The sequence below is a fragment of the Paenibacillus glycanilyticus genome, assembly GCF_030161375.1.
Taxonomy (GTDB): Bacteria; Bacillota; Bacilli; order Paenibacillales; family Paenibacillaceae; genus Pristimantibacillus; species Pristimantibacillus glycanilyticus_B.
Genome location: NZ_BSSQ01000010.1, coordinates 215,791 through 240,793 on the forward strand (window position 1 = coordinate 215,791; position 25,003 = coordinate 240,793).

Here is a 25,003-nt window from a genome sequence, read left to right on the forward strand (position 1 = left end):
CGCCTCCATCATCCGTAGAGTGTGTGAATACAAGTCAAGGCAGGTCTCCTGGCTTTGGATCATCGCTCCTCTGCGCCTTCCCGGCATGAAACCCCAGTGGCTATTACAGATTCGCTCCTCAATTACAGTGGCGGGACCGCGCCGGATTTGCACCGGACTTCCCTTTTAAGCATGATGGAAAACCAAACATGCACCTTAACCAATTTTATTCAATTACATAGATCATATAGGGATCACGCGATTTTGTCTATCTATCCTATCTATCTATCATTCTACTCTCGCAACTGATCCCCGTGAAATACCCGCAAGATAAACTCTCGCTCGGGAACATCCAGCTTCCCATAGGAAGCGAGAAAAGCGGTATTATCATATTCCGCTTCCTTCAGCTCTACGTTGATGCCCTGCTCATTCACCGTAACGATGGCATATCTTGCGGTCGGCTTGTTGTTGCAGCCAAGCGAGCCGGGATTTACAAACACCTGTTTGTCGCTTCGGAAATAATGCACGGGATGATGATGGCCAAAGCCGATGAAGGATTCCCGGTACCCGTCAAATAGCCGTTCCAAATTGGGCAAGCTTGGTTCGACAATCGCACTGAACGGATCCATGCTGATCGGCTTGAACATTTTGTCATCGGCAATATGATAATGCGTGAACAACATACTCTGTCCAACCATATCCGTCTGGATCATCCGGGGCATTTGTTCCAGCATAGGCAAGAAGGTCTTGTCCAATCGTTCCGCAATCCACTCATGATGCCGCTTGGAATGAAAATGGCTTTCCGGGTAGGCCTCGCCCTTGATAATAGCAAGTACGGCTTCATCATGGTTGCCGGATACAAATGACATATGACTCCTTGCAAAAAGAGTGCCAAGCACCTCATTTGTATCCGGACCAATTCCGATCAGATCGCCTAGGCAGTAGATAGAATCGACCTCGTGATCATTGTCGATCTCCTGAAGGGCAGCTCTTAATGCAGGCATATTGCCATGGATATCCGTGATCATCGCAAACGTTCTGCTCATTATCCCTTCACCCTCCCTGCATATTGGCAATCTGCGAATCCTACTTCGAGATGCTGCGGATCGATCCATCGGCGGAACCAACAATAACGAGATTCGCCATATGAATAAATAAGCCGTTATCCACAACGCCAGGAATTCCATTAAGTGTATCGTGCAGCTCCACCGGATTCGCAATCGCATCGAAGTGGCAATCGGCAATATAGTTGCCGTTATCCGTAACATACAACTGATCGCCGTTCATGCGCAGCTTAGGCTCGCAGCCCAGCTTCTTCAACTTCTTAACCGTCAACTCGTATGCAAATGGAACAATCTCCACCGGCAGCGGGAATTTCCCCAGTTGCTTCACGTCTTTGCTCTCATCCACAATGATAATCAGCTGCTTGCTGGCTGCAGCCACAATCTTCTCTCGAAGAAGCGCACCGCCGCCGCCTTTGATGAGATGAAGCTCGGGATCCACTTCATCCGCGCCGTCAATGGTCAAATCCAGCATGTCCACATCGGCAAATGGCATCATCGGAATGCCCAGCTCCTTAGCCAGCTCCTCGGATTGTACCGAAGTAGCAACGGCTTGAACCTGGAGGCCTTCCTCCTTCACCCGCCGGCCAATCGCCTGTATCGCCCAATAAGCGGTTGATCCCGTGCCAAGTCCTACTTTCATTCCGTCTTTTACGAATTCCACTGCTTTTTCGCCTGCTATACGTTTCGATTCCATCAGATCACCTTTGTTATAATGAATTTGTTCAAATGATTTAATTTTTAGTATAACAAAGCTCGGTATGTTAGGAAATATATGCTCTAAATAAAATAAATAAGGCGCATTTCCGCTGCTAAGCGAAAATGCGCCTTTGTCCATCGAAATGAACATAAACCATGCCGATACCGGGCAAACTTTAAACATGCCCCAAATGAATTATTTATACGGCAAAAATGTGATTGCCGATTTGAACGGTTTGCTTGCGGGACCAGATCCATTTCGAAGTAGCGGTCTTTGGATTAAAGTAATACAAAGCGCCGCCTGTTGGATCGTTACCCTTAAGAGCGTCTAATGCCGCCTTATAAGCAGTGGAGTTTGGCGTCAGCTTATACTGACCGTCATTAACGGCCGTAAATGCGCCGCTTTGCTCAATAACCCCTTTAATCGTTTTTGGGAACTCGTCCGAAGCAAGACGGTTAAGCACAACGGCCGCTACCGCAACTTGGCCTTTGTAAGACTCGCCGCGTGCTTCCGCATAAATAATGCGTGCCAGAAGATCAAGCTCCTTCTGATTGGCAGACGATTTTTTAATTTCTGTCCACGTTTTTTCGCCGGTTTTCCCATCCGCCTTAAGGCCATAATCGGCTTGGAACTGACGAACGGCTTCTTCCGTCATTTTTCCGTAAAACGTCGTAATTTGCTCATTATCGAAATACCCCATCGTCTTCAGACGGAATTGCAAATCCGGAACGTCTACGCTGTAATTGCCGTAGCTCAAGTTGGCCGGAGTCGCTGCTTTTGCGGCTTGAAGCGGCATCGCCACCGTCATCACAAATGCCAGTATAATGGTAATACTATATTTATAAATTTGATTATTAATCAATATTTTTTCCCCTCTCATTTTATTAATAATTGTATAAATCATTAATTGGAATTATTTTGTTTTGTAACGGCATGTTTTCAACGAGTTTAACATACACATCGAATTAAGTTAACCCGAATTTAATAATTACATTTATTTGCTAAGCTAACTTTTTCCTCCGCCGATAGTCGTTCTGATTGTTCCCTTTCAGTAGAATTGGTACAATATAGGAAGATTTGAAGCGAGGTGAACAGCATTGAATGTGATCAAAATCAAGGATCGGCAGGAGCTTGATCGGCGTGTTCCGATGATGCCCTGGTATGTGGAGAAATTTATTAACTATAAGCTTCCGGACCTGTCTCCCTCTTCATTGCTGGAGTATATTAGAGACTACGAGACGTTTATGGGCTGGCTTATTGCGGAAGGATTATCAAGCGCGGAGAAGGTAAAAGATGTTCAGCTCATCGAGCTTGAACGGCTGCATATGGACAGCATCGACAGCTTCCGGATGTTCCTGATGACGAATCCGAACCATAGCAATACAAGAACCACCATTACGCGCAAACTATCGTCTCTCCGGTCGCTGTTTCATTATTTGAGCCAGATCGCCGAGGATGAGGAGTTTTACCCGCTGCTCAAGCGGAACGTCATGGCCAAGGTCTCCATCAAACGGACGCACAAGCCGAAGGATACGGCGGCTAAGCTCGAAGGCAAGCTGCTGCAAGAAGAGGAAATCTACGAGTTCCTCGCTTATGTCCATGCCGATTACGAGAAGGATATAGCGGAGAATAAGCAAGCGTTATATTCGTATACGCTCAACAAGACAAGAGACAGCTGCATAATCAGCCTTATTCTGCACTCCGGTCTTCGGGTGTCTGAAATCGTGAACCTGAATGCGGATGATATTGACGTGAAGAAGAAGCTCGCCTATGTGTACCGAAAAGGCAAAAACGACGACACCTTCAAGACGCCCGTCTATTTCCGCCAGGAAGCGGTAGACGACCTTAGCGCGTATTTGCAAATGAGGGACACTCATTATAAGGCGCCTAAACGCGAAAAAGCCCTCTTCCTTGCCATGGCGAATGGCAAAAAAGAAGGCTCTCGAATGACGAAACGCGCCATTCAGGAAATGGTTATCAAATATGCGAAGCGCTTTGGCAAACCTTACTTAAGCGTACATAAGCTTCGCCATTCGTTCGCAACCGATTATTATTTGCGAAATGATATCTATATGACGCAGGAGCAGCTTGGGCACGCCTCTCCCGAGACGACCCAAATTTACGCCCACCTTACGGATAAAACGATGGCCGAAGCCATCGACCGCATTAAGGAAGCAAGCGAAGCTACGAACTAACACGCAGCTTAAGCTTGCACTTGCGATAATACCGCCTCTTGCATGTTAAGCTGCGTGTTGACCAGCTTCGCATACAACCCGCCATGCTTCATTAATTCATTATGCGAGCCTTGCTCGGCGATTCGTCCGTCTTGAACAACAAGGATCAGATCCGCATCGCGTACCGTCGACAACCGGTGCGCGATGATGAAGGCGGTTCTGCCGTTCAGCAAAGTCTCCAGCGCCTCCTGAATATGCTGCTCCGTTTCCGTATCCACACTGGAAGTCGCTTCATCTAGAATAAGAATCCGCGGATCCGATAACAATACCCTGCCGAACGCAAGCAACTGTCTTTGTCCGACAGACAGCTTGGAACCACGCTCTTCTACCTCCGTCTCGTACCCGTCGTTCATTTGCGCCACAACCCGATCTAACCGAACGCTTTCCGCAGCTAGAATCATCTGCTCTCTAGATGCGCCGTCATTTCCGTAGCGGAGGTTCTCCTCAATTGATCCCGAGAAAATGAACGAATCCTGAAGCACGATCCCCATCTGTCTGCGCAATGATTCCAGCGTCACATCCTTAACATCCAATCCGTCAATCGTTACTTTCCCGCCGGTTGCGTCATAGAATCGCATCAACAGGTTAACGATCGTGCTTTTGCCCGCTCCGGTTGGTCCAACAAGGGCGACTCGTTGTCCAGGGCGAACTTTAAAGCTTACGCCGTGCAGCACATCCGGCTTGGTTTCCTCATAGCGGAACGATACGTTCTCAAACGCTACTTCCCCTTGGATCGCCGGCATACGGCGGGCATCCGCAGCATCGGTAACTTCCGCGTCCGTATCGAGAATTTCAAAGATCCGTTCCGCGGAAGCCATCGCTGAGAGCACTTGGCTGTATACTTTGGACAAGGCGCTGAGCGGCCCCCAGAAACGCCACAAATAGTTGATGAAAGCCATAACGAAACCGATCGTAAGAGCTCCGTCCATCACTTGCTTCGCTCCGAACCAGATGACGATACACGTGCCAATCATGCCGACCATCTCGACCAGCGGATAGACGGTTGATTCCAACATAATCGCGCGCATGAAAGCCTGCTTGTTCCGGAAGTTAATGCCCTCGAACCTTGCGCTGTTCTTATGCTGGCGAGAGAAAGCTTGCACGACGCGAATGCCTTGAATCGTTTCATTCAGATGCCCGTTAATGGCGGACATCGTCTTGCGCGAACGTGTCCATGCCCCTTCAATCCGGGGACGCAGCCTGTTCACGATCAAGTACAGCAGCGGCATCATAATAAAGGACAAAAGCGCCAGCTTCCAATCCATCCATAGCAAAATCGCAACAATCCCGACAAGATGCGTCACTTCCATAACGGTTGTGATCAAACCGCCGTTAATAAGCTCGCCGATGGCATTCGTATCATTCGTAATCCGGGACATGATTTTCCCTGCCGGGCGTCCGTCGAAGAATCGGAAAGACAGCTTTTGCAGATGGTTAAACAATTGCTGCCGTAGATCGTAAAGAATTCGCTGGCCGGTAAAGTTAATATATTTGGTATGTACCCAGCCACAGCCCCAGCCGATCAGCTTGATGCCAAGCAAGGTTATGCCAAATAGATGAATAGCGTTGAAATCGCCTTTCGTAATCCCATCATCGATTAGGTACCCCAGTAATAGCGGCTCTGCAAGGCTCAAGATCATATTCAGCACAACAACGACCAAGATGATGCTAAGCGTCTTGCGATAAGGCTTTAAATATCCGACTAGTCTTCGCATATAGACCAGATTAAACGGTTTTTCTTCTATTTCGCTGTCGTCATCCCATTCCACTTGACTCATGTATTCCCCTCCTGCCTGTTAACGTCCTGAGGCGAGCTTCTGCCGTTCGAACAATTGACGGAAAAATCCGTTCCGCTCGCTTAATTCCTTATGAGTACCTTGTTCAATCAGACTACCTTGCTCCAGAACAAGGATACGATCCGCATGCTGAATCGAAGATAACCTTTGCGCGATAATAAAGGTCGTTCTTCCTTTCATAACTTCAAGCAGCGCCTCGTGAATCGCGGATTCCGTTGCCGTATCTACGCTGGCCGTCGCTTCGTCGAGCACTAGAATTGGCGGATTCATTAGAATCGCCCTTGCAAGCGCTACCCTTTGTCTTTGACCGCCGGATAATCCAACGCCGCGTTCGCCAATCAACGTATCGTAGCCATGAGGCATAGTTGTAATAAAATCATGAATTTGGGCTTTTCGCGCCGCATGTTCGATCTGCTCCATCGTCGCATCAGGATATCCGTACGCAATATTATCGCGGATGGAAGCGGAGAACAGGAACGTTTCCTGCGGCACAATGCCTACGCTGCGTCTTAGACCGTCCAGTTCATATTCCCGAACGTCAATGCCGTCGATTAAGACTTGACCGGACGAAGTGTCATAAAATCTGGAGAGCAGCGCAATCAAGCTGCTTTTGCCTGAACCTGTTGCTCCTAAGACAGCAATAACTTCTCCTTGCTTCACCTCGAAGGAGATATCGCTCAGAATCGGCGCATCTTTCGCTTGATCCTGATCGTTGAAGAAGAACCGGATATCGCGGAAGGAGACTTGCCCTTTCATGTTAGCCGTTGTGACGCCATTCTGCGGCGATTCAATATCGCTAGGCGTATCCAGCACTTCAAATACGCGAGGCGCGGCTTTAATCGCCTGCTGCATAATATTGATTTGCCAACCCAACATGTTGAGCGGCCAAATAATTCCCCAAGTGTACCATTGGAAAGCCATGAAAGTACCCAGCGTCATCTCCCCGCGAGCCACGTAGACCGCTCCAAGCCAGATCATGAGGACAAACGTTAGTCCGCCAAATAGACCCATTAGCGGGAAAGCTTTAGCTTCCAGCTTCGCGCGTTCCATGTTCGTCTCGAAGTTTTGCTTGTTGCGTTCCGCAAATTTCTTCTGCTCGACTTCTTCCGTTGCGAACGACTTCACAACGCGAATCCCCGCGATATTTTCCTGAAGCGTAGTTGTAAGACGTCCCGTCTGCTCCCGGATACTCGACCATGCTGGGCCTACCTTGTTGCTGAACCACCATAGAACGAGCAAGATCAGCGGAATCGTTACGGTACTAATCAGGGTCACTTGCCAATTCATCCACAACATAAAGATCATCGTGCCGACGAACGTCAATAGGCCGGTAAGAAGCCCCATGGCGCCAAACCCGACGAAGTTTTTAACGGCATCAATATCCCCCGTCATACGGGACATGAGCTGACCCGTTTGCGCTTTGTCATAATAAGAGAACGATAGACGCTGAAGCTGCGCATACATCTGTTCCCTCAATTTAAATACGACATTTTGCCCGACCAGCTCCTGGGAATAGCCTTGCAGGAACATCCCCGCGCTTTTTAACGCCTGCACTCCAATTAAGAGCAAGGTGAGCCATAAGATAAGGGATACATTTTCTTTCTTGATTCCTTCATCAAATATCTCGCGCAAGATCCAAGGCGCTACGAGGTCAAAGATGGTGGCAAAGATCAACACGACGATAGCGACAGCCGCCCACTTCGCGCTAGGCCTGACATACGCCAATACCCGTAATAGTACTTTCATTTGCTTGCGTGCCTCCCCTCTCTCTTGAAAAAAAAACAAAAAGACCCCAAGCCGCAAATAGGCTCGGGATCCCCGTATCGATGAAAGCGCATTTAAACAGATAGCTATCCGTTCAAAGGAATCTCATCGCGAAGGCGGCCTGTACGGCATGCTTGGCAAAAACGAGCGTAAACAATCATTCCCTGTTGTTGCTTCCGCATACCGGACACCCCTTCCTTCGAATGTATTTCGTATAATCTGTTCGTATCGTAACAGACGGACTCTCTCTCGTGCAATAGCTGATTTTGTCGAATCGCTATTCTTTTTTTCAGGAATCTCCGAACTGGCTTGTATCCTTGATGGAGATGCCTTCTTCAACCGCAAACTCGAAATCCTCGATATCGTATACCTGGACAGGCACTCTTGCTTCGAGCAGCTTATCTTGAAACTCGAACTGATCGGACAGCAGCGGAATTTGCAGCTTCGAACTAGTCAGAAGCAGCTCTGTCTCAATCGGATCGAAATATTCGCCATAATGCGCATTATCAACGGCATGTACGATCGTGAATTGAATCCTGTCATTCAAGATGAGCGGAGAGCTTTCCCGCCATGGCATCTGCATGGCACGCTCGATTTTTTTCCGGTTCAAAGAGTCCTCGAAAAAGATAATTAGCTCCGCAATCACGCTCTTCACATGCGCGTCATCCTCAGGATCGTCCATCACCGGCTCCGTTCCGTCTCTCATATCGTACAGCTCGAGGATGGATGAATAAGGCACGACGTAATCAATCGGACGGCTCGGAATAAGGAGATGTCCATACGTTGCTACCATAACCGCTTCTATAACAAATCGCCGTCGCATATTTGCCCCTCCTTCTCTAACCACGGTTCCACATTATTATACAATAATACATCCCCTGTACAAGATAGCCATTCGCCAAATTTGCAATAAATCCGCAGGTAGCGGTACAATGAACTTTGCTAGATTTTCATCGTTTCGCAAGACGATGCTTACGATGTCTGAATAATTACAATTACGCTATTATTTTGCTATTCGCTTATATTTATTTTAGGAGGTTGCAACATGATCACAGAAGAAGCCATTATCATCGGGGCAGGACCATGCGGCCTCGCTGCCGCGATTGAGCTGGAGAGGATCGGACTTCACCCCGTCATTATCGAGAAGAGCAATATCGCCCACTCCATATCCATGTATCCTACATATATGCACTTTTTCAGTACGCCGGAAAAGCTCGAAATCGGAGAAATTCCTTTCACCACGCCAAACGACAAGCCTTCGAGGCTGGAAGCAATCAACTATTACCGGACAGCGGCTCTCCGCAATAAGGTGCGGGTTAATGCCTACGAGAAGGTCCTTCGGATCGACCGTCAGCCTAACGGGCTTTTCCAACTTATAAGCACGGATCGTTACGGTGTTCAAAAACAATACGAAACGCCTTACGTCGTTGTCGCTACCGGTTATTTCGATCATCCGAATTACCTCGGCATCCCCGGCGAGGATCTGGATAAGGTCACGCATTTCTTCCGCGAAGCCCATCCTTATACCGGTATGGAAGTTGCCATTATCGGCGGCAGCAACTCCGCCATTGATGCCGCGTTGGAATTGGAACGCGTAGGCGCCAAGGTAACCGTGATCTATCGCGGTGCCGGTTATTCTTCCAGCATCAAGCCTTGGGTTCGGCCGGGCTTCGAGAAGAAAGTCGAGAGCGGCTTGATCCGCATGTTATTTGAGTCCCGCGTCGTAGAAATCGATAACCATCATCTCGCGGTAGAAAATCCGGAAGGCCGCCAGACCATCGCCAATGATTTCGTCCTTGCGCTTACCGGGTTCCATCCCGACCGCGAATTCCTTACCAATTCCGGTGTCAGAATCGAAGAAGAAGGCTTCCCTTGCTTCGATGAAACAACAATGGAGACGAACGTACCGGGCCTGTATCTGGCTGGCGTCGTTGCCTCCAAGCATGAAGCGAATGAAATATTTATCGAATCCGGCCGTTTCCACGGCAACAAGATTGCCGCGCATATTGCTTCGTTGCGTTAATTACTTCCCAAGCTCGTCCAGTCTCTTCTTGAGGGATTGGACGAGCTCTTCTTTTGGCTCCTGTCCGCCATACCGGGCTTCATCATATAAACGCGCCAATGCTGCCGTCTCTTCCGGCGACATCGCCTTCTTATTCCACGTCAAAATATCCGTTGTTGTTTCTTTCGCGGTGTAATGAGGCTTATGTTCATAACCTTTGCCTATTGCGGCTGCAACGTACTTGCGGTATACATAACGCATGCGTTCCCCTGCAGTAGACAATTCCTCCCATTTAGCTTCCTTCCGCTTCTTGCCTGTCTTGCGCAGACGATTGCTCCATTTCCCTTTGTCCGCCAGACTCTCTACCTCATCCGTATAGCCATCCGCATTTTCCTTGCCGCTCTCGGCACGTTCCCAGAATCTGCCCAATGCTTTGCTGATGAGCTTATAAAGCTTGCGACCGATAAAAAACAAAAGAACGGCAATTCCGATAATGAGGATTGCAATGCCGATATCTTTTGCCACCAGCTCTAGCCGCTGGAGCCAAGCCGGCGGATCATGATGCTCGACTGGAGGCAATCCGCTCTGGGGCGGCATTGGGTCTGTAGGCGTTTCTTCTACGCGGTCTCCCGATCCTTTCATCCATTCCATGATTTTATCAATAACGGCATGGAAGAAGGAATTAATAGAATGCTCCAGCTGGCGGAACAAACCTGCGATCAGCAGCAAAACGGCCACGATGGTGAGCATAAACCGGTTTTGCCTTTTGAATACCTTTGTTGTTGCCGATTGGATCGCTCCGCCGGATTGCGTCTCGTAACTCAAGAGACGTTCATTCACGAGGTACAACATGAGAATGATCGCTGCTACGCCGCAAATCGTCAGAAACGTAAAATACGGCTGCAGCTTGTCCTGAAGGTGGGCAACAATCGTCAGAACGACGTATAGAAGCACGCCGGCGAACATCACCGTATTCGGAAACGAAATGTACCAGCTCCTCGAAGCTGCTCCCATCCCTCTAGTCGCCGTAAAGGCACTAAGCAGAAACGGTACAACAATCAGAACGCCAGGCAAATCGGCTTGAAATGCAGCCAGCACGCCATATAGCGCTACAGTATGAACGGCGCCAAGCAACATGCCGAGCAGAAACCGATAAATACGGCGATTGGTTGTGATCTTAGTGATCCACAACGCCCCAGCCAAATAGATCAACGGAACGGTTAGCAGCCAAGTAACCATATAGGCATCGGTAGTTGCAAAAAACAAAGCGACAAACCATATAGGCAGTGCAAATAACGTTTCTACGCTACCATGAAATAGATGCAGCCATGACTTGTTCGCGCTTGGTTGACTCATCCGGCTTCACCTGCCTGCTGCTGTTCATCTTGATGCGGTTCATGCAAGGCCAGCATCCAATGGACAACCGCATTGCCGTTTCTCCGCAGCCGGTCCGCCTGAAGCTCCAGCTGTTCATTCCAGAAGCTCGAGATGACAAGTATATCCCGCTGGGAATAACCGCTGTCCGCTTCGCGGGTTAGAAGATCAGCAAACGGCTCCGTACGCACGAGCTCAAGCTTCGCCATCGCTTCGAACAGATCCGACAGCTGCCCGCCACCGCTGCGCGGTTCGACCATTGTGCTGCCAAACTCGCCAACCGTTGGCATATTCGTGCAGAACCCCGCTTCCATGCCGCTTTGAATAACCGCTTGCGCAGCTCCCGCCGCCCATTCGATTCCTTGTTCAATTAAGTCTTCATCATTAACGGAGCGCCACATGCTCTCGTTGTCTTCCACATTCAAATAGATCATTAGTCTGCGGTCCGCGGTGTAATCGTATTGATGAACCTGCAGATGGCCTGCCCTAGCCGTCGCTTTCCAGTTCACCATTTTGTACGTATCGCCGGAACGGTATTCGCGTGTCCCCATTACGACAAACGGATCTTCCACAATCCAGCGTCTGACCGAGAGCTCGCCTTGCCAGCTATGGGAAGGAAGCTGATGCATAGGTACTTCCGCGGGCGTCGGATAGACGATCAGCTCGCCGTCCAATGCAATTTGTTTGGTCTGATGCAGGAAGCCCACTAGATCGCCTGCCGTCATCGTCACCGATTGCAGCTTGTACCAGCCCCGCTTCGTACATACGATGCGATGTCTTCTGGTGACTTTTGTATACGGCATTAGCGTAAAGAAACTTCTATGATTCTGATACAGCTTCCCGCTGCTTACTTCAAGATTATCCTGCCGGTGGAATTTAAGATCCGACGATAATTGCGATTCGACCCGCATCCAAGGTATGGGTAGCCACTTGGCATTCGTCAGCTGCTCGACTAACTCTATCGTTTCGCCGCGATAGCTGAATTTTTTTTGAAACTTCCGTTCGTAACCAACCTGGCGCAAAGCATATCTGTGAAAAATTTTGGCCTGCAGGAAAAAGATAAGCATAGCCGCGACCGCGACCCAGAATATAATCATTCGCTCACCTCTATCGGGAGCCGATTCCAGCTTCCGCAGGCACCGCGGTTTGCCGGATAATATCTTCAATAATGGCTTCCGCATGCTTATGCGAACGTTGCATGCCTTTCAGGGACAACCGATGGGCCAGCACCGGCTTCGCCATTGCCTTGACGTCATCGGGCGTTATATAATCGCGGCCGCGCAGGATCGCATGAACTTGCGATGCCCGAAGGAGAGCTTGGCTGCCTCGCGGACTTGCTCCCACCAAAATATCTTCCCTCGTACGGGTCCGTTCGATCAGTTGAAGCAGGTATTGCAGCACTTCGTCGGAGATCCGCACTTCTGCGTAAGAACGCTGTGCTTCCGCGATATCTGCCGCTGTCGCAACCGCTTCCAGTTCTGCCAGAGGATCGGCGTTATTGAACCGTTTGAGAATCTGGAGCGCCTCTTCCGTTGATGGATAGCCCATTTGAATCTTGAATAAAAACCGGTCAAGCTGCGCTTCCGGCAGCGGGAAAGTTCCCTGATGCTCAACCGGATTCTGGGTAGCAATAACCATAAACGGCTTGTCCAGCCGTTTCGTCTCGCCGTCAATGCTAATCTGGCGCTCCTCCATGCATTCGAGCAGACTGGACTGCGTTCGCGGAGTTGCCCGGTTTATTTCATCGGCGAGAAGCAGATTCGTGAAGAGCGGCCCCGGACGAAACTCGAAGCCGCCCTCCTTTTGATTGTAGAACTGGATGCCGCTGAGGTCGGACGGAAGCAGATCCGGCGTAAATTGCACGCGGCGGAATTGAAGCTTGAGCGATTGGGCCAAGGATTTGGCGAGAAGCGTTTTCCCTGTTCCCGGTACATCCTCCAAGAGAACATGACCCGAAGTAATTAATGCGATAAACAACAGCTCGGTAACGCTTTCTTTTCCAACGATAACTCGGCCGATATTTGCATTCAGCCTCTCTGCTAAGGAACTGATCGATTGATAGGACATAAGTGCGTCTCCTTTATCGTTTATCGGGATGATTGATTTCAGATACAAACGGCGAGATAAAAGCCATTACGGCCGTCCGTATACCGACTTCTGAAGCTGTTGCAGATCTCTCCACCTGATCAAGCGAATGCCTTCCGCCTTCAGCGTTTGTTGGACGTCCGGATCGCGGAACAGCTGAAACTCCATGCCGCGTTTCTCCGGTTGGCCGTGGAAAGCGAGCAATTCGTCGGTTACGAGCGACGGGTGGAATAAAAGCTCCGTTACGCCTGGCTGGAGCTGCTTTAATTGCTGTTTGAGCTCTGCTTTGGCCGTATCGTAGGTATCGCCGGGTTTGAGAGGGAACGGCAGTCCCTGCAAATAATCAAGTACAATAACTCCCATGGCGTGCGCGAGCAGCCCAAGCTGACGCGCCTGCTCCTCCATCTCGGGCGGAACCATCTGCCCATTGGCGGCAGCCATCTTGCGGGGCATTCTGAACGGCAGGCCATACGCCGAACAGACTTCAAATACTTCCTTCAGGAAATGTCTTCCTGTTTCCAGTCCATACAGGCTGCCCATGTGGTTATCCGCATGAGTCGGCTTCATGCCAAGCTGAAGCGCCGCTTCGACTTGCGCGATCATCTCGGCTTTCACTTGATGAGGATCCGCCTGAAGCTCAAGCGTCCGGCAATCCTTCGGGAAATAACCTTCGCCCGTAACCAAAGAGTTTGTGCTCCCGCCTTTAAGAACCGGCCCCCATCGATAGGCATCCCACTCGCTTGTTAAGGTGAAATGTATGCCTACATCGTATTGGGGATGACGGGCACTCCAAAGAGCCGCCTCGCGAGAGGACTTGCATGGCATCATAATCGTAGCCGAGCTCACCGCTTGTTCCGAGAGCAGCTGCTGAATGCCTTTGTTGGTTGACTGGCACAAGCCGTAATCATCCGCGTTAATAATCAATAATCGTTCCTGACTGCCATATCCAAGCGATGCTGCGACGTTCATCCCGGCACATCCTCTCTTTAATTAGCAACATTAACGAAATACCTTGCTTACAGAAGTTCTCGCTCGAACAACTCGAGCAGTTGCCCCTCGCTCCGGTCTACCCATTCGCAAATGCGGTAGGTCTGATCGATAAAACCGGCTAAGGTCGCCTCGTCATCAAGTCCTTCCTTCCGCCGGTTGGCGAAATGAAGAAATACATCAAGCGTTCTAAGTTTAATCAGAACAGGAAGCGCCTCCACTTCAGGCGCCGTAAGCTTATCGATCCGGCCATAACCTTGACAGAACAACCTGAGCCCTTCCCAGATTTGCGAGTCCTCGCCTTTAAAAAAATCGATCAGGGAGACGACCAGCTCCATTGCCCTTACGTCTACGGTACAAAACTCAAAGTCAAGAACACCGATAATACGGTCGCCGTCCGCCACGGAATTGCTAAAATTCAGATCGCCGTGAATCCATTGATGCGGCAATTCCCGAACGGCTTTCAACTTGCCGGATAAAGTGTTCAACTGCTCTTCAATTGCCGCCGTCTTACTCGCCTTCTCTATGAATCTATTTGAAGAACGCATAAGAGCAGGCAGCTCATCTTGAATAAGCGTCCGATACGTTTCTTCCAGCAAATAATAAGGATCGTATTGCGGCTTTTGCATAATCGTGATGGAACGAAGCGCTGCAGACAACTTCGCGGCCATTTCGCCAAGAGGAACGATATGCGCTTTATTCGAAACCGATGGTCTCTTACCCCGAATAAACCGGCAAAGGGTAGCCAAGGCTCCGTCAGCAGTGGCCGAGATGCTCTCTCCATGCCGATTAACGACCGGCACCGGAACCTGAAATTCCGGCTTCTGCTTATAAAGAGCCGCAAGCACTTCATGTTCGAGCTTTACTATTTGAGAATCTCGATGATTGTTGTAGATACGAAGCACAAATCGCTCATCGCCAGCCTTAATCATTCGCGTTGTATTGTTCATCCCGCTCTCGCCCGGTACAATTGTCCAATCTCCATTTAACCGGTACTGGTCCAAGAGCAAGGCGATTTGCTGCTCCTTCAATCCTCGCGGCCTCCCTGCATCGCTTGCTGCAGCCTTTCGATCCGACTGGAGAAGGTCTCTTTCCAACTGGCGGACAGCGCCTCTACCTCAAGTAAAGCAGCCATGCCTTGCAGATCATCTTTTCCTTGATACATCACGCGGTTAGCTTCTGCCAGGGAAATAGCCGCCGGATGACGCTCCACGATCTTCAGAGCATCCCCTGACTCTACGTCGCCCTCTCTCAGAACGCGGAAATAAAACCCCGTATACCCCGTATTTTGCACCTGCATCGTCAATTCCGGACGGTTATGGCGGATTCCCAGCTTAAAACATGGTTGTCTGGGCTGGCTAACCTGGACAATCACATCACCGGCTTGCACAATGTCTCCGATGAATAAATCATGCTCCGTCCAATCGGACAATGTCCAATTCTCGCCAAAAGCACCGTAGCTGAGCTTATCGCCGAGCCATTCTTCCCAATACGGGAAATGACGCTCGAAATACGCGCATACCGCTTTATCCGGCCCGCCGTGATGCACAAGGTCCGCTTGCCCGTCGCCGGCCAAACCCGTTGCGCTTAAATAATGCCTGCCGGCGGATGATGATTTGAAAATCCCCGTCTGAATAGGTTTCTTGCCGTGCATCGCCTCTACCGGAGTTCCTACGTTTAACGAGACAATGCTGCTGTTCATTATTTCCCGACTCATCTGCTTCCCATGGCCTCCCGTCCATTTTATCTTTTCACTATTATAAGCCGAGTAGGGAGAAGATGGCAAAAACATCTTTTTGCAGTCTATTATTAATACGATTAAATAGCCAAAAACGAGTATTATTATGGGCTTTTTTTCGTTTTCAGATAGGCTTCCAATCCTATCCTTCGACACGTTTTGTGGCATTCGAGCCTGCGATGTCGAAATCGTTTTTATTGTGTAGGATTATGCGCTTCCCCGGGAAATAAAAGCCGCTTTTATTTCCTCATTTCCCGAGGGCGATGCCCACCGTTTTAATGTAGATGGAATTTTCGCTCAATTCGGATGATTTCCCCTCTTGGCCGTTTCAGGCGGCTTTGCAGCTTCTCCAAATGCTGCTTCCGGTATTTCCGGTCCATCGCCAAGGCAAGCAATAGAAGCAGCCCCGTACCCGCGGCTCCTCTCCATCCTAGCGCAAAGATAGATAATCCTCCGGACAATAACAGCCACGCCATCGCCGTTCGGTTCACGAATGGACTATAAGAGCCAAGATGCCATGGGGCATCTTCCAGCAGGCGATGCCTGTTATACAGCCGGAGCTTAATCCAGATTGGAATGACATACGCTATTTGCAAGTTCAATATGGCAAAACCCAATACGCTGGGAACTGCCTCCCCTCCCCCATCTGCGAGTCTTCCCGCTCCGAATAATACTATGGACAGTAGAGCCGCCATCCAGATGGCGGCAAGCGGCGTCTGCCGCTCGCGCGACACCTGCGAGAAGGATCCGCTGTAGGGCAATGCCCGGTCTCTCGCCAGACCAAAAAGCGCTCGCGAACAAATGAGCAATTCGCTGTTCCCGCTCCCCCAAATGGCAGCAGCAATTACAAGAACAATAAGGGAATTCCCTTGCCAGCCATCCAGTGCAGCCGCGGCGAACAGGCTATTGCCGCTGCTGAACAAAGCCGTTCCCACAACTGCAGGAAATACTAGCGTCAAGCACATAAGAAGAACAAAACCGCCGATCAGCGTATAGACCGAGGATAGGAATATTGACCACGGCACCCGAATACGCGGATCGCCGGTCTCTTCCGCGGCTTGTGCCGCACCGTCCATGCCGACAAATAGCTTTTGCAAAAGGAGAACTCCCGCAATAAAAGCCCATGGCGAAACATGGCCTTCAAGCGAGAAGTTTTGAAACGTATACAAGAGCTCCGGCGAATAAACGCTTCGTCCGAAGACGATAAACACTCCGCCAATCACCGCGACAAGTACAGCCGCATGCAGCAAAATCCCCGATTCAAGCAGCGCCCCCATCCGCCCCGTACCGAAATGATTCACGGCAACCTGGGATGCGGTGACCAGGCACAGAACCATTCCCGTCGTCAGCCAGGAGGAAGAATAGTTCAGCCACACGGAGAGCAACTGATCGATAATGAACGCACAAGCTCCATTCATAAGCGCCATAAGCGCCAGATGGCCGGCAAGCTGAGTCCAGCCCGCATACCATCCCCAACGTCTGGTCCCAAGAGCGGAAGCCCAGTGATAGACGCCGCCCGCCGTCGGCACGGCCGATGACAGTTCCGCAAGAGAAGCGCTGACGAGCATGCCAAATAATCCGAGGATCGGCAGCCCGATACTTACGACCGAGGGTCCTCCCTTCTCAAGAGCAGGTCCCGCAAACAGAAACAAAGCCCCGATTGCGCCTAGGGATTGAAAAGAGAGTCCAAAAGAAGCTGCAGCCCCGAACCTTCTCCGAAGCTGTTGGGCAAGACCAAACAAGTTCAGGTCATGTTTATCCTGCTGACCTTGCGCGTAGGAGCCATACGCCGACATGCTTATATGTTTCGAAGCTCTTATATTGCGCTGAACCTTGGCTGTCAGAATCAATGCACACCCGCAAACGCAAGCAAACAGTAGCAATCCGATCCATACCGCCAGCATCATAGATCCCTCCCTACGAACAATGTATGAGGAAGCAAGGACGGTCATGTCTGACAGCAAAAAGGCTGCCATACAGGCAGCCTGATTCACATCGGCATGAGCCGATTATTGAATTAATCATAAATTCACGACGAGAACCGAAGCATCGCAAACGACAGGAGGACGGCGCCCGCCCAGATGAAGGTATGAATCATGCCCCACCGCCATTTGGAACGGAAATCGAGCGACCTTAACGTCCATAGGTTCGTCCCCATGATAAGCAAGGCATACACGAGAAGGATAACTAATCCATAAGCTTTCTGAGCTCCCGTTGACGGTGCCATGAATCCGTAGACCAGAACGATGCCGCCGACTAGTACATAAGGAAACAACCATCCAAGCACAAGATGAGCAAGCACGCCGAACCATTTCTTTTTGTCCATGTGAAGGATCAGCTCCTTTGGAAAGCCTTGGCCGGCATGTCCATTGCTATCTTTAATTATTCGGTACCATCACGCCTAGCGGACCGCTCTCGTTCACCAGATCCTGAAGTTCATATGCCGAGATTGGAAAATAAGGGAATCCATACGCATAAGGCGTCAATTCATACAAGGAAAAATAAATGACAATCGACCGGTCCGCAATATAATAATCCTGGTCTGGCCGAATGGTGTGGAATGGCTCCAAGGTGCTGATATCGCGTTCCTTAATCTGTTCGCTGACCATCTCGGAGATACGCTGAACATACGCGCTGCCCGGCTTGAACAACTGCGGCAGGCTGTAGGCGTGTCCGGTTGAGACGCGAAAAGTAAGCGAAACTTGCAGGGTAAGTCCATGCGTGCCACCCGAATAAGTGTAGTTAAATAACGACAGGCTTAATATATCCCTCTCGTTTGTCTTGACCTCGTAGTACCCGCTCATTTCAGCCCGCGGATCGTCAAGCGAGCCCTGCTCGTCTACCAGCTGCTGCGCCGCTTTGCGTATGGATTCATTCATTTGCTTGATTGCATGCTCGTTTGAACCGCCGCTTACGTGGGGAATCCAAAGCTCTGCTTTCGGAAATGCCGCTCTTGCGGATTGGACAATAACCGGAGACTGAAATGCCATATCCAAAGACACCTACCTATTTGGTCAGATGCTCCATTATATGCAGGGTACGTCTCATTTCATGCCATTCAATCCCGCCATGCGACGATGCCGCAAGTCCCGCGTAAGTAAAGCCTGCTTGTTCATAGAAGGAAACGAGATGCTGCTCGCACATAAGCAACACGGCATCATGTCCCATGGCATCGCATACCGCGAGAAGTCTATTCAGCAACATCGCTCCGATCCCCTGGCGTCTTGCTTCTTCCGCCACGGCCACGGTCAGGATGCAAAAGTTGTTGCCTTCTTCCTCATCCTGTTGGCTGCCTTTCATCTCATCTCCGCATGACCAGGCTTTTGTACGAATGCCGTTCGTTATGCCAAGCAGCTTGCCACCTGACCATGCGGACCAGAAGTAGTCCTTGTACTGGTCGAACCGGTAACGGAAGCCTTCCCCCGTTGCGGCCGCTTCCGGCGTATAGCAGCGCTGTTCTAACCGAAGCGCTTCCTCCAGTTCATTCTCCTCGATTAGACGAAGCTCAATGTGGCTCACAGCAACATTTTCTCCCGCTCGGTCAATCTTCTCCCTCTCACGTCAAGCACCAGCTCGCCGTTGTTCAGACCGATAATGCGGTCCGCGAAACGTTCCGCCCAATCTCCCTGGTCGAGAACGGCAATCACCGTTACGCGTTGTTCGGTAGCCAGGCGCTTCAAATCGGATAATACGCGGTCCGCCGTATGAGGATCGAGACCCGCCACCGGCTCATCGGCCGCAATCACCTTTGCCCCGTGCACCAATGCCCGGGCAATCGCAATACGCTGGCGTTCGCCACCGCTTAACGTACTGGCTTTCTGATGAGCTTTGTCGAGCAGGCCCAATTTCTCAATGGTATCCATCGCGCCCATATAATCGTCATTTCTTAACATGCCTGTCCATCTGCGCCATGCAGGGGTTTGGGTAACCGCTCCAATGCTTACGTTCTTTAGGCTCGTTTTATTTTGGTAAAGCGACGGTTTTTCTTCCAGGTAAGCAACCGCGCGCCGGATTTTGAGCTTGCCGGCCAATCCCTGTTTGAAAATATCTTCGCCTTCAAAGTAATAGCTTCCGCCGCTCCACTTATGCTGCAGCGCCAAGCTTTTGAGCAGCATCGACTTGCCGCTCCCGCTGGCCCCTTTAATTGCAATGAATTGGCCAGGTTGGACTTCAAAGCTGATGTTCTTCAAGATCGTTGGTCCCCCGGGAATTTGTACTCTAAGATTCGATATTCTCAACATTCATCCATGCCCCTTTTTTGTAAACGCTTCGCCACTCTATGAATCTAGTTTACGAGAAACAAAAAACAGTTTCCACCCGAACAAATGTTTGCTATAATAAAAACAGAACAAACGTTCTCTTTTCTTGAATCCCACAATCATTTAAAGGAGGCTGAATCACCATGAAAAAAAGCTGCGAAAACTTTCGTTATTTAGAGGAAGAAGGTCCGAACCAGGACCTGACTTTTAAATTTTACTCGGACGGAACGTTAACGATTATCGACAATCGCGCAGAGGAGGTGATTACGCCAAATGATTTGAAGGGGGCCAGCATGGACTTTTATGTACGGCGCCGAATCGCCTTTATTAAGAATAAATTGATTGCTGCACAACAGAAATATGCTTAAACCTACGCTTGCGGTTACGGAAACAGGCGGAATGCGATGCGACTGCAACGTCGCAACAGCATTCCGCCTTCTTTGTTTTATGGCAGTTGTTTATTGATGCCGTTCATGCTTGGAGGTCGGGATGCAAGTTTGTTCAGCTTCAGGCCAACCGCTTCCGATCTGCTGCTGGAATGGTTTTGGCGGTTTTGGGTTTTGTCTGCTTTATTAAAAGGCATGCTCATCACCTCCCTGCTCTTTAAGAGAATGATTAGCATAAATCGCCTGAAATAAACATCTTCATTTGGGCTTCGTTGACGTAGGGCTCTTAATAAGGTAGATTGTTCATACGATGAACTTCACCAAAGGAGCCGTGCTTTATATGAAGCAAAACCTTTTCTTTGACCTAGACGACACCCTCATTCACTGCAATAAATATTTCTACTTTGTCATTGAGCAGTTTGTTGATGCCATGACAACGTGGTTTGCCGGCTATGAGGGCATTAACGCAGATGCGGTGCGCAATAAACAAACGGAGATCGATATTGCCGGCGTAGCGGTGCTTGGTTTCAAGAGCGAGCATTTCCCGCAGTCGTTCCTCGACACATATAACTATTACTGCGACCTTACCGGCCGCAAAAAGTCCAAAACCGAGCAAGACTTTCTGTGGAAGCTTGGTCTAAGCGTATACGAGCATGATACGGAGCCGTATCCGAATATGGAAGCTACGCTGGATAAGCTTGCGGGAGAAGGCCATACGCTGCATCTCTACACAGGCGGGGAGCTTGCCATTCAGCGCCGCAAGATCGAGAAGATGCAGCTCGAGCGCTATTTCGGCCCGCGAGTCTATATCCGTCGGCATAAGAACAGCGAAGCGCTTGAACAAATTCTCGCCGAAGGCGGATTTGACCGCCGCTTGACTTGGATGATCGGCAACTCGATTCGTACGGATGTCGTGCCTGCCCTGACAGCAGGCATTCATGCCATCCATATGAGAACGGAATCCGAATGGCTGTATAACGTCATTAATATCGATGTTGCGCCTAAAGGTGCCTTCTTCACGCTGAATCACCTAGTGGAAGTGCCTCCGGCTATCCATGAGTACGTCAACCGCCCACAACCATAACATAAATTAATGGCATGAACCAAAAAGGAGTAAAGCCGCTCAAGCGGCTTTACTCCTTTTTTCATGAATATAGCTATACCCCTTGCACGGTTACCGTACCCTTGTCCCTGTCTGTCAGCACAAGCTTAGCTTTCGTGCTGCTGCCGTCCTGACGCTTGAAGGTAAGTTGGCTAGTCGCGCCTTTCTCCAGGAGAGACCGGATCATCGGGATCGAGATCGTTTTGCCTTGTTGCTCTTTCCAGATGACAAACGTGCAGCCATCCCGGAAGGCGCTGCAGCCAAAGCCGCGTTTGCCTTCAATAATATGTCCGCTGCAGCCCGCTCTTGGACATGCCGCAATCGGCTCTCTCGTAGATGGTGAGGCTGGACGCTCCGCTGTCTTGGCGGCAGTTGCCGTACTCCTTGCCGAACTTGCAGCGGAAGTAGTGCGGGGCCTTGCAGACGATGCGGCTGTTCTGCTGCCACCGGCCGTTTTGGTTGAGCGGCTCCCTCGCTTAGCCCCCTGTTTGCCGCTATTCTCCCGCTCTTCGAACGTCCCTGGCGCTGCGGGGCGCTGCTGACGCACTTTATCCACAATCATCGCGGCGAACTGCTTCACTTTCATTATAAATTGATCATCCGATGCTTCGCCGCGTGAAATTTGATGCAAACGCTGCTCCCAGCGGCCGGTCATCTCCGGAGAGGCAAGCAAGTCGACACCTGCCCCGCGGATTAATTCGATAGCGGCACAGCCTTTTGAAGTAATCTCCAGCTTCTTGCCGGTCAATCCAACATAACCTACCTGCTTAAGCCGTTCGATCGTAGCAGCGCGTGTTGCAGGAGTACCAAGACCCGTATCTTTCATCGCCTCGCGCAGCTCATCGTCTTCCATGGACTTGCCTGCGCTTTCCATCGCCTTCAGCAAGGTCCCTTCGGTAAATGGCTTTGGCGGCTGCGTCGTTTTCTCCAGCGATTCCGAATTTACGCATGTGACGCCTCGCTGCGGATCAACGGAGAAAGGCTTGTCCGTTAACAGCTCCTCATCATCGCTATCCGCTTCTTCTTTGTCGCTTGCTTTTTTCTTCGATGGTTTTTTCGACGCTTGAGCCTGATCCTGCTGAACCACTTTCCAGCCAAGATCCAGTAACTCCTTCGCCTTCGTCCGGAACGTCTCGCTCTCCACTTCCGTCAGCACCGTATGGTTCTTATAAACGGCCGGTGGATAATATTGCGACAGGAAACGTCTCACGATCATGTCATAAATGTTCTGCTCCTCGGCGCTTAATCCGGAAGGCCGCTTAGGCGTGGGCATGATCGCATGGTGATCCTCGACCTTAGCTGGGTTACAGACCGCTTTATTGCCTTTATGCACCCTGCTCCGATCAGCTCCGTTAGCCAATTCTCGATAAGCGTCGTTGCCTTGCAGCATACTGAGCACTTTATGCATAACAGGAATATTCTCTTCCGTTACATAGTTAGAGTTCGTACGCGGATAAGTAATCGCCTTATGCTTCTCGTATAACGCTTGCGCAATATCAAGCGTCTTCTTGGCCGAGTAACCGTAACGGCCGTTCGCTTCCCGCTGCAAGAGCGTCAAGTCGTGGAGACGGAACGGATATTCCTTGCTCTCTGCCGTCTGGTATTCCTTAATGACGCCAGGCTTGCCTAACGTCTTTGCGGCAAGTGCTTCCGCCTTCGCTTTATCCGTTATCCGATCCCCCTGCCATATGCCGGAATATTGAAATCCGTCTTGATCAAACAAACCTTTCACCACGTAATACATATCCGACTGAAAGGCGGTAATTTCTTTATGCCGGTCGTATAGTAGCGCCAATACCGGCGTTTGTACCCGTCCTACCGAGAGCAAGGCCTTATGGCGGATCGTAAAAGCACGCGAAGCGTTCATCCCGATCAGCCAATCTGCCTCGCTGCGCGCCTTAGCAGCCTTTGTAAGAGGCGTATAATCCTCATCGCTTCTTATGCTGTCAAAGCCCTTGCGAATCGTCTCAGGCGTCAAATCCGAGATCCAGAGACGGTCTGTTGGCTGGGGGAGCTTCAAATATTGCCGGATGAGATGAAAAATAAGCTGCCCCTCGCGCCCGGCGTCACAAGCATTAACGAGACGATCGCATCGTTTGGCAAGATCGCCGATCGTTTTCAGTTGATCCTTTGTCCGGGCATTTGGCCACAGCTTGAATTTATCCGGAATAATCGGCAGATCCTGATCATTCCATCTTTTGTAGCGCGCGTCATATTGGTCAGGCTCAGCTAAAGTAACCAGATGACCGATCGCCCATGTAATAATATAACGGTCGCCTTCCAGGTACGTTCTTTTGTTCGATGCTTTTGGCTCTACAACCGCGGCAATCGTTCGCCCCATATCCGGCTTTTCCGCAATAATTAATGTCTTCAACTAATCGCCTCTCTACTTCTAGCTTTGTACTTCCGTTTGACGCTTTAATGCTGCAAAGATCTTGCGGACTCCGTTCGCCCAGTTCTTGTCTTCCGCGTAATCCTTATTAATCCAGGTAATAGGATCTACGCCTTCCGGACGTCCTTTGCTCATTCTAACGATGGTCTTGGACGCAATTCTCGCGGAGTCGAGTATAGTCGTATTGTATTCTTTCCAGCTATGGAACACATTGAACGGATTATTGGCTATCTTCTCCGCCTGTTTGTTCGACTTGGGTACAAAAGCCTGCTCCTGCCCCGTAATCGCAAACAGCAAGAGCGGATGAATATCATACGTTTTGGCGGCAGCTATAATGGCATCCAAATAGGGCTGATCGGCTAAGATCGAATCTTTGCTCTCCAAATAATTAACCAGCTGAACCTTGTCGACCGTCACAAAACGAAGCTCAGCGGGCAAGCCGTTAGCCGAAGGCTTCATTTGATCGTAGGACTGCAAAGCAACAGGCGGTTGCAGCTTATTAGGAGAAGGCTGCAGCAGCGACCAGCCATACAGAAGCGAAGCACTTACAAGCGATAAGGACAAGGCAAGGTATACGGGCGTTTGCTTCCACCGCATAACCTTAGGAGCCAACTCGATCCGTTGCTCTACCGGCATAGGAATCACTTCCGCAAGCGTAGGCTCAGACTTCGCCTTCTCGTCTATTAACTGCTCGGTTTGAAGCCAAAGCTTCAGCTCTTCCCATGCAGCCGCATCCGTTGTTTCTTGCCGGTTCTTCGCCAGCTTGTCCATTTGGAGGTGAAACATCTCCCACGCTAGCGAAGCCCCTGTCTGTTCTTCAACCCAACGATGCAGCGGAAGCGCTACTTGCGGATTTCCCAGATCTAGCTCCAGGCATGCTTCAAAAATATCGTCCGCGCGTACGGGCATCTGTTTCTCCAGTACGGCTGTGCGAATGAGCTTTGCGGTAACTTCGCGTTTCAGCTCCCCGTCAAATGACGGCAGCTGCTTGCGAATGATTCGCGTAACCGCATCCGCTACAATCTCTGCTTTCTTATCCTGCGGCAATGCCGCATATTTATGTTGAACGTATTGTCTTATGTTGCGAACATCGGTAGGGGTCAACACAAATGCATCATCGGTTGGCATGACGAACTCTCCCTTA

24 protein-coding genes and 1 riboswitch are annotated in these 25,003 nt (G+C 50.2%); of the genes, 4 read left to right on the forward strand and 20 right to left on the reverse strand.

Features of this window, described 5'->3' with window-relative positions; genetic code table 11:
• Positions 1-21 precede the first annotated feature (21 nt).
• Positions 22-213: riboswitch (cobalamin riboswitch) on the reverse strand.
• Between the two features lie 59 nt (positions 214-272).
• The 3 genes from QQK89_RS12065 to QQK89_RS12075 form a co-directional block, all read right to left on the reverse strand.
• Complete coding sequence (locus tag QQK89_RS12065; protein WP_284238816.1) at positions 273-1,025, reverse strand: metallophosphoesterase family protein; 753 nt, start codon at positions 1,023-1,025, stop codon at positions 273-275.
• A gap of 40 nt (positions 1,026-1,065) precedes the next feature.
• Positions 1,066-1,737, reverse strand: a complete 672-nt coding sequence (gene rpiA, locus QQK89_RS12070) for a ribose-5-phosphate isomerase RpiA (RefSeq protein WP_284238817.1) — start codon at positions 1,735-1,737, stop codon at positions 1,066-1,068.
• Between the two features lie 202 nt (positions 1,738-1,939).
• On the reverse strand, positions 1,940-2,620 hold the full coding sequence (locus QQK89_RS12075) for a cell wall hydrolase (protein ID WP_434481673.1): 681 nt from the start codon (positions 2,618-2,620) through the stop codon (positions 1,940-1,942).
• A gap of 217 nt (positions 2,621-2,837) precedes the next feature.
• On the opposite strand from QQK89_RS12075, the gene xerS reads away from it, so the two are divergent.
• Complete coding sequence (gene xerS / locus QQK89_RS12080) at positions 2,838-3,935, forward strand: tyrosine recombinase XerS (protein WP_284238818.1); 1,098 nt, start codon at positions 2,838-2,840, stop codon at positions 3,933-3,935.
• An 8-nt stretch (positions 3,936-3,943) separates the two neighbouring features.
• Here xerS and QQK89_RS12085 read toward each other — a convergent pair whose 3' ends face one another.
• The 3 genes from QQK89_RS12085 to QQK89_RS12095 form a co-directional block, all read right to left on the reverse strand.
• On the reverse strand, positions 3,944-5,752 hold the full coding sequence (locus QQK89_RS12085) for an ABC transporter ATP-binding protein (protein WP_284238819.1): 1,809 nt from the start codon (positions 5,750-5,752) through the stop codon (positions 3,944-3,946).
• Between the two features lie 18 nt (positions 5,753-5,770).
• Entirely contained in the window at positions 5,771-7,516 is a 1,746-nt protein-coding gene (locus tag QQK89_RS12090; protein WP_284238820.1) for an ABC transporter ATP-binding protein, read from the reverse strand.
• A gap of 307 nt (positions 7,517-7,823) precedes the next feature.
• The gene (locus QQK89_RS12095) at positions 7,824-8,357 is read right to left on the reverse strand and encodes an ADP-heptose synthase (protein WP_284238821.1); all 534 of its coding nucleotides are present in this window, start codon (positions 8,355-8,357) and stop codon (positions 7,824-7,826) included.
• Positions 8,358-8,579: 222 nt separating this feature from the next.
• Here QQK89_RS12095 and QQK89_RS12100 point away from each other — a divergent pair, with 222 nt between their 5' ends.
• On the forward strand, positions 8,580-9,557 hold the full coding sequence (locus tag QQK89_RS12100) for a YpdA family putative bacillithiol disulfide reductase (protein ID WP_284238822.1): 978 nt from the start codon (positions 8,580-8,582) through the stop codon (positions 9,555-9,557).
• Here QQK89_RS12100 and QQK89_RS12105 read toward each other — a convergent pair whose 3' ends face one another.
• The 11 genes from QQK89_RS12105 to QQK89_RS12155 form a co-directional block, all read right to left on the reverse strand.
• A complete protein-coding gene (locus QQK89_RS12105; protein ID WP_284238823.1) occupies positions 9,558-10,892 on the reverse strand; it encodes a DUF4129 domain-containing protein in 1,335 nt (444 codons plus the stop codon). It abuts the gene before it with no gap.
• Positions 10,889-12,007 (reverse strand): DUF58 domain-containing protein, encoded by a 1,119-nt coding sequence (locus tag QQK89_RS12110; protein WP_284238824.1) that lies wholly within the window; start codon positions 12,005-12,007, stop codon positions 10,889-10,891. The genes QQK89_RS12105 and QQK89_RS12110 overlap by 4 nt, the downstream gene beginning before the upstream one ends.
• A 10-nt stretch (positions 12,008-12,017) precedes the next feature.
• Positions 12,018-12,977 carry an AAA family ATPase gene (locus QQK89_RS12115; protein ID WP_284238825.1) on the reverse strand — a complete coding sequence of 320 codons (960 nt, stop codon included), beginning with the start codon at positions 12,975-12,977 and terminating at the stop codon, positions 12,018-12,020.
• Between the two features lie 66 nt (positions 12,978-13,043).
• A complete protein-coding gene (locus tag QQK89_RS12120; RefSeq protein ID WP_284238826.1) occupies positions 13,044-13,964 on the reverse strand; it encodes a polysaccharide deacetylase family protein in 921 nt (306 codons plus the stop codon).
• Positions 13,965-14,011: 47 nt separating this feature from the next.
• Complete coding sequence (locus tag QQK89_RS12125; protein WP_284238827.1) at positions 14,012-15,013, reverse strand: phosphotransferase; 1,002 nt, start codon at positions 15,011-15,013, stop codon at positions 14,012-14,014.
• Positions 15,010-15,699: an MOSC domain-containing protein gene (locus tag QQK89_RS12130; protein ID WP_284238828.1), complete on the reverse strand. Its 690-nt coding sequence runs from the start codon at positions 15,697-15,699 to the stop codon at positions 15,010-15,012. The genes QQK89_RS12125 and QQK89_RS12130 overlap by 4 nt, the downstream gene beginning before the upstream one ends.
• A 296-nt stretch (positions 15,700-15,995) precedes the next feature.
• Positions 15,996-17,627 carry an amino acid permease gene (locus QQK89_RS12135; protein ID WP_284238829.1) on the reverse strand — a complete coding sequence of 544 codons (1,632 nt, stop codon included), beginning with the start codon at positions 17,625-17,627 and terminating at the stop codon, positions 15,996-15,998.
• A gap of 122 nt (positions 17,628-17,749) precedes the next feature.
• Positions 17,750-18,046 (reverse strand): hypothetical protein, encoded by a 297-nt coding sequence (locus QQK89_RS12140; protein WP_284238830.1) that lies wholly within the window; start codon positions 18,044-18,046, stop codon positions 17,750-17,752.
• 52 nt (positions 18,047-18,098) lie between these two features.
• Positions 18,099-18,710 carry a DUF3298 and DUF4163 domain-containing protein gene (locus QQK89_RS12145; RefSeq protein WP_284238831.1) on the reverse strand — a complete coding sequence of 204 codons (612 nt, stop codon included), beginning with the start codon at positions 18,708-18,710 and terminating at the stop codon, positions 18,099-18,101.
• A 16-nt stretch (positions 18,711-18,726) separates the two neighbouring features.
• Positions 18,727-19,239, reverse strand: coding sequence for a GNAT family N-acetyltransferase (locus tag QQK89_RS12150; protein WP_284238832.1), 513 nt, complete (start codon positions 19,237-19,239; stop codon positions 18,727-18,729).
• Positions 19,236-19,961, reverse strand: coding sequence for a phosphonate ABC transporter ATP-binding protein (locus QQK89_RS12155; RefSeq protein ID WP_284238833.1), 726 nt, complete (start codon positions 19,959-19,961; stop codon positions 19,236-19,238). The genes QQK89_RS12150 and QQK89_RS12155 overlap by 4 nt, the downstream gene beginning before the upstream one ends.
• Before the next feature lie 161 nt (positions 19,962-20,122).
• Between QQK89_RS12155 and QQK89_RS12160 the strand changes: the two genes are divergently transcribed.
• Entirely contained in the window at positions 20,123-20,347 is a 225-nt protein-coding gene (locus QQK89_RS12160) for a hypothetical protein (protein WP_284238834.1), read from the forward strand.
• Between the two features lie 77 nt (positions 20,348-20,424).
• On the opposite strand, the gene QQK89_RS12165 is transcribed toward QQK89_RS12160, so the two are convergent.
• Positions 20,425-20,562 (reverse strand): hypothetical protein, encoded by a 138-nt coding sequence (locus QQK89_RS12165; protein WP_284238835.1) that lies wholly within the window; start codon positions 20,560-20,562, stop codon positions 20,425-20,427.
• A 143-nt stretch (positions 20,563-20,705) separates the two neighbouring features.
• On the opposite strand from QQK89_RS12165, the gene QQK89_RS12170 reads away from it, so the two are divergent.
• The gene (locus QQK89_RS12170; RefSeq protein WP_284238836.1) at positions 20,706-21,449 is read left to right on the forward strand and encodes an HAD family hydrolase; all 744 of its coding nucleotides are present in this window, start codon (positions 20,706-20,708) and stop codon (positions 21,447-21,449) included.
• A gap of 73 nt (positions 21,450-21,522) precedes the next feature.
• On the opposite strand, the gene QQK89_RS12175 is transcribed toward QQK89_RS12170, so the two are convergent.
• Positions 21,523-23,841: a type IA DNA topoisomerase gene (locus QQK89_RS12175; protein WP_284238837.1), complete on the reverse strand. Its 2,319-nt coding sequence runs from the start codon at positions 23,839-23,841 to the stop codon at positions 21,523-21,525.
• Positions 23,842-23,859: 18 nt separating this feature from the next.
• Positions 23,860-24,987, reverse strand: a complete 1,128-nt coding sequence (locus tag QQK89_RS12180) for a hypothetical protein (protein WP_284238838.1) — start codon at positions 24,985-24,987, stop codon at positions 23,860-23,862.
• Positions 24,988-25,003 lie beyond the last annotated feature (16 nt).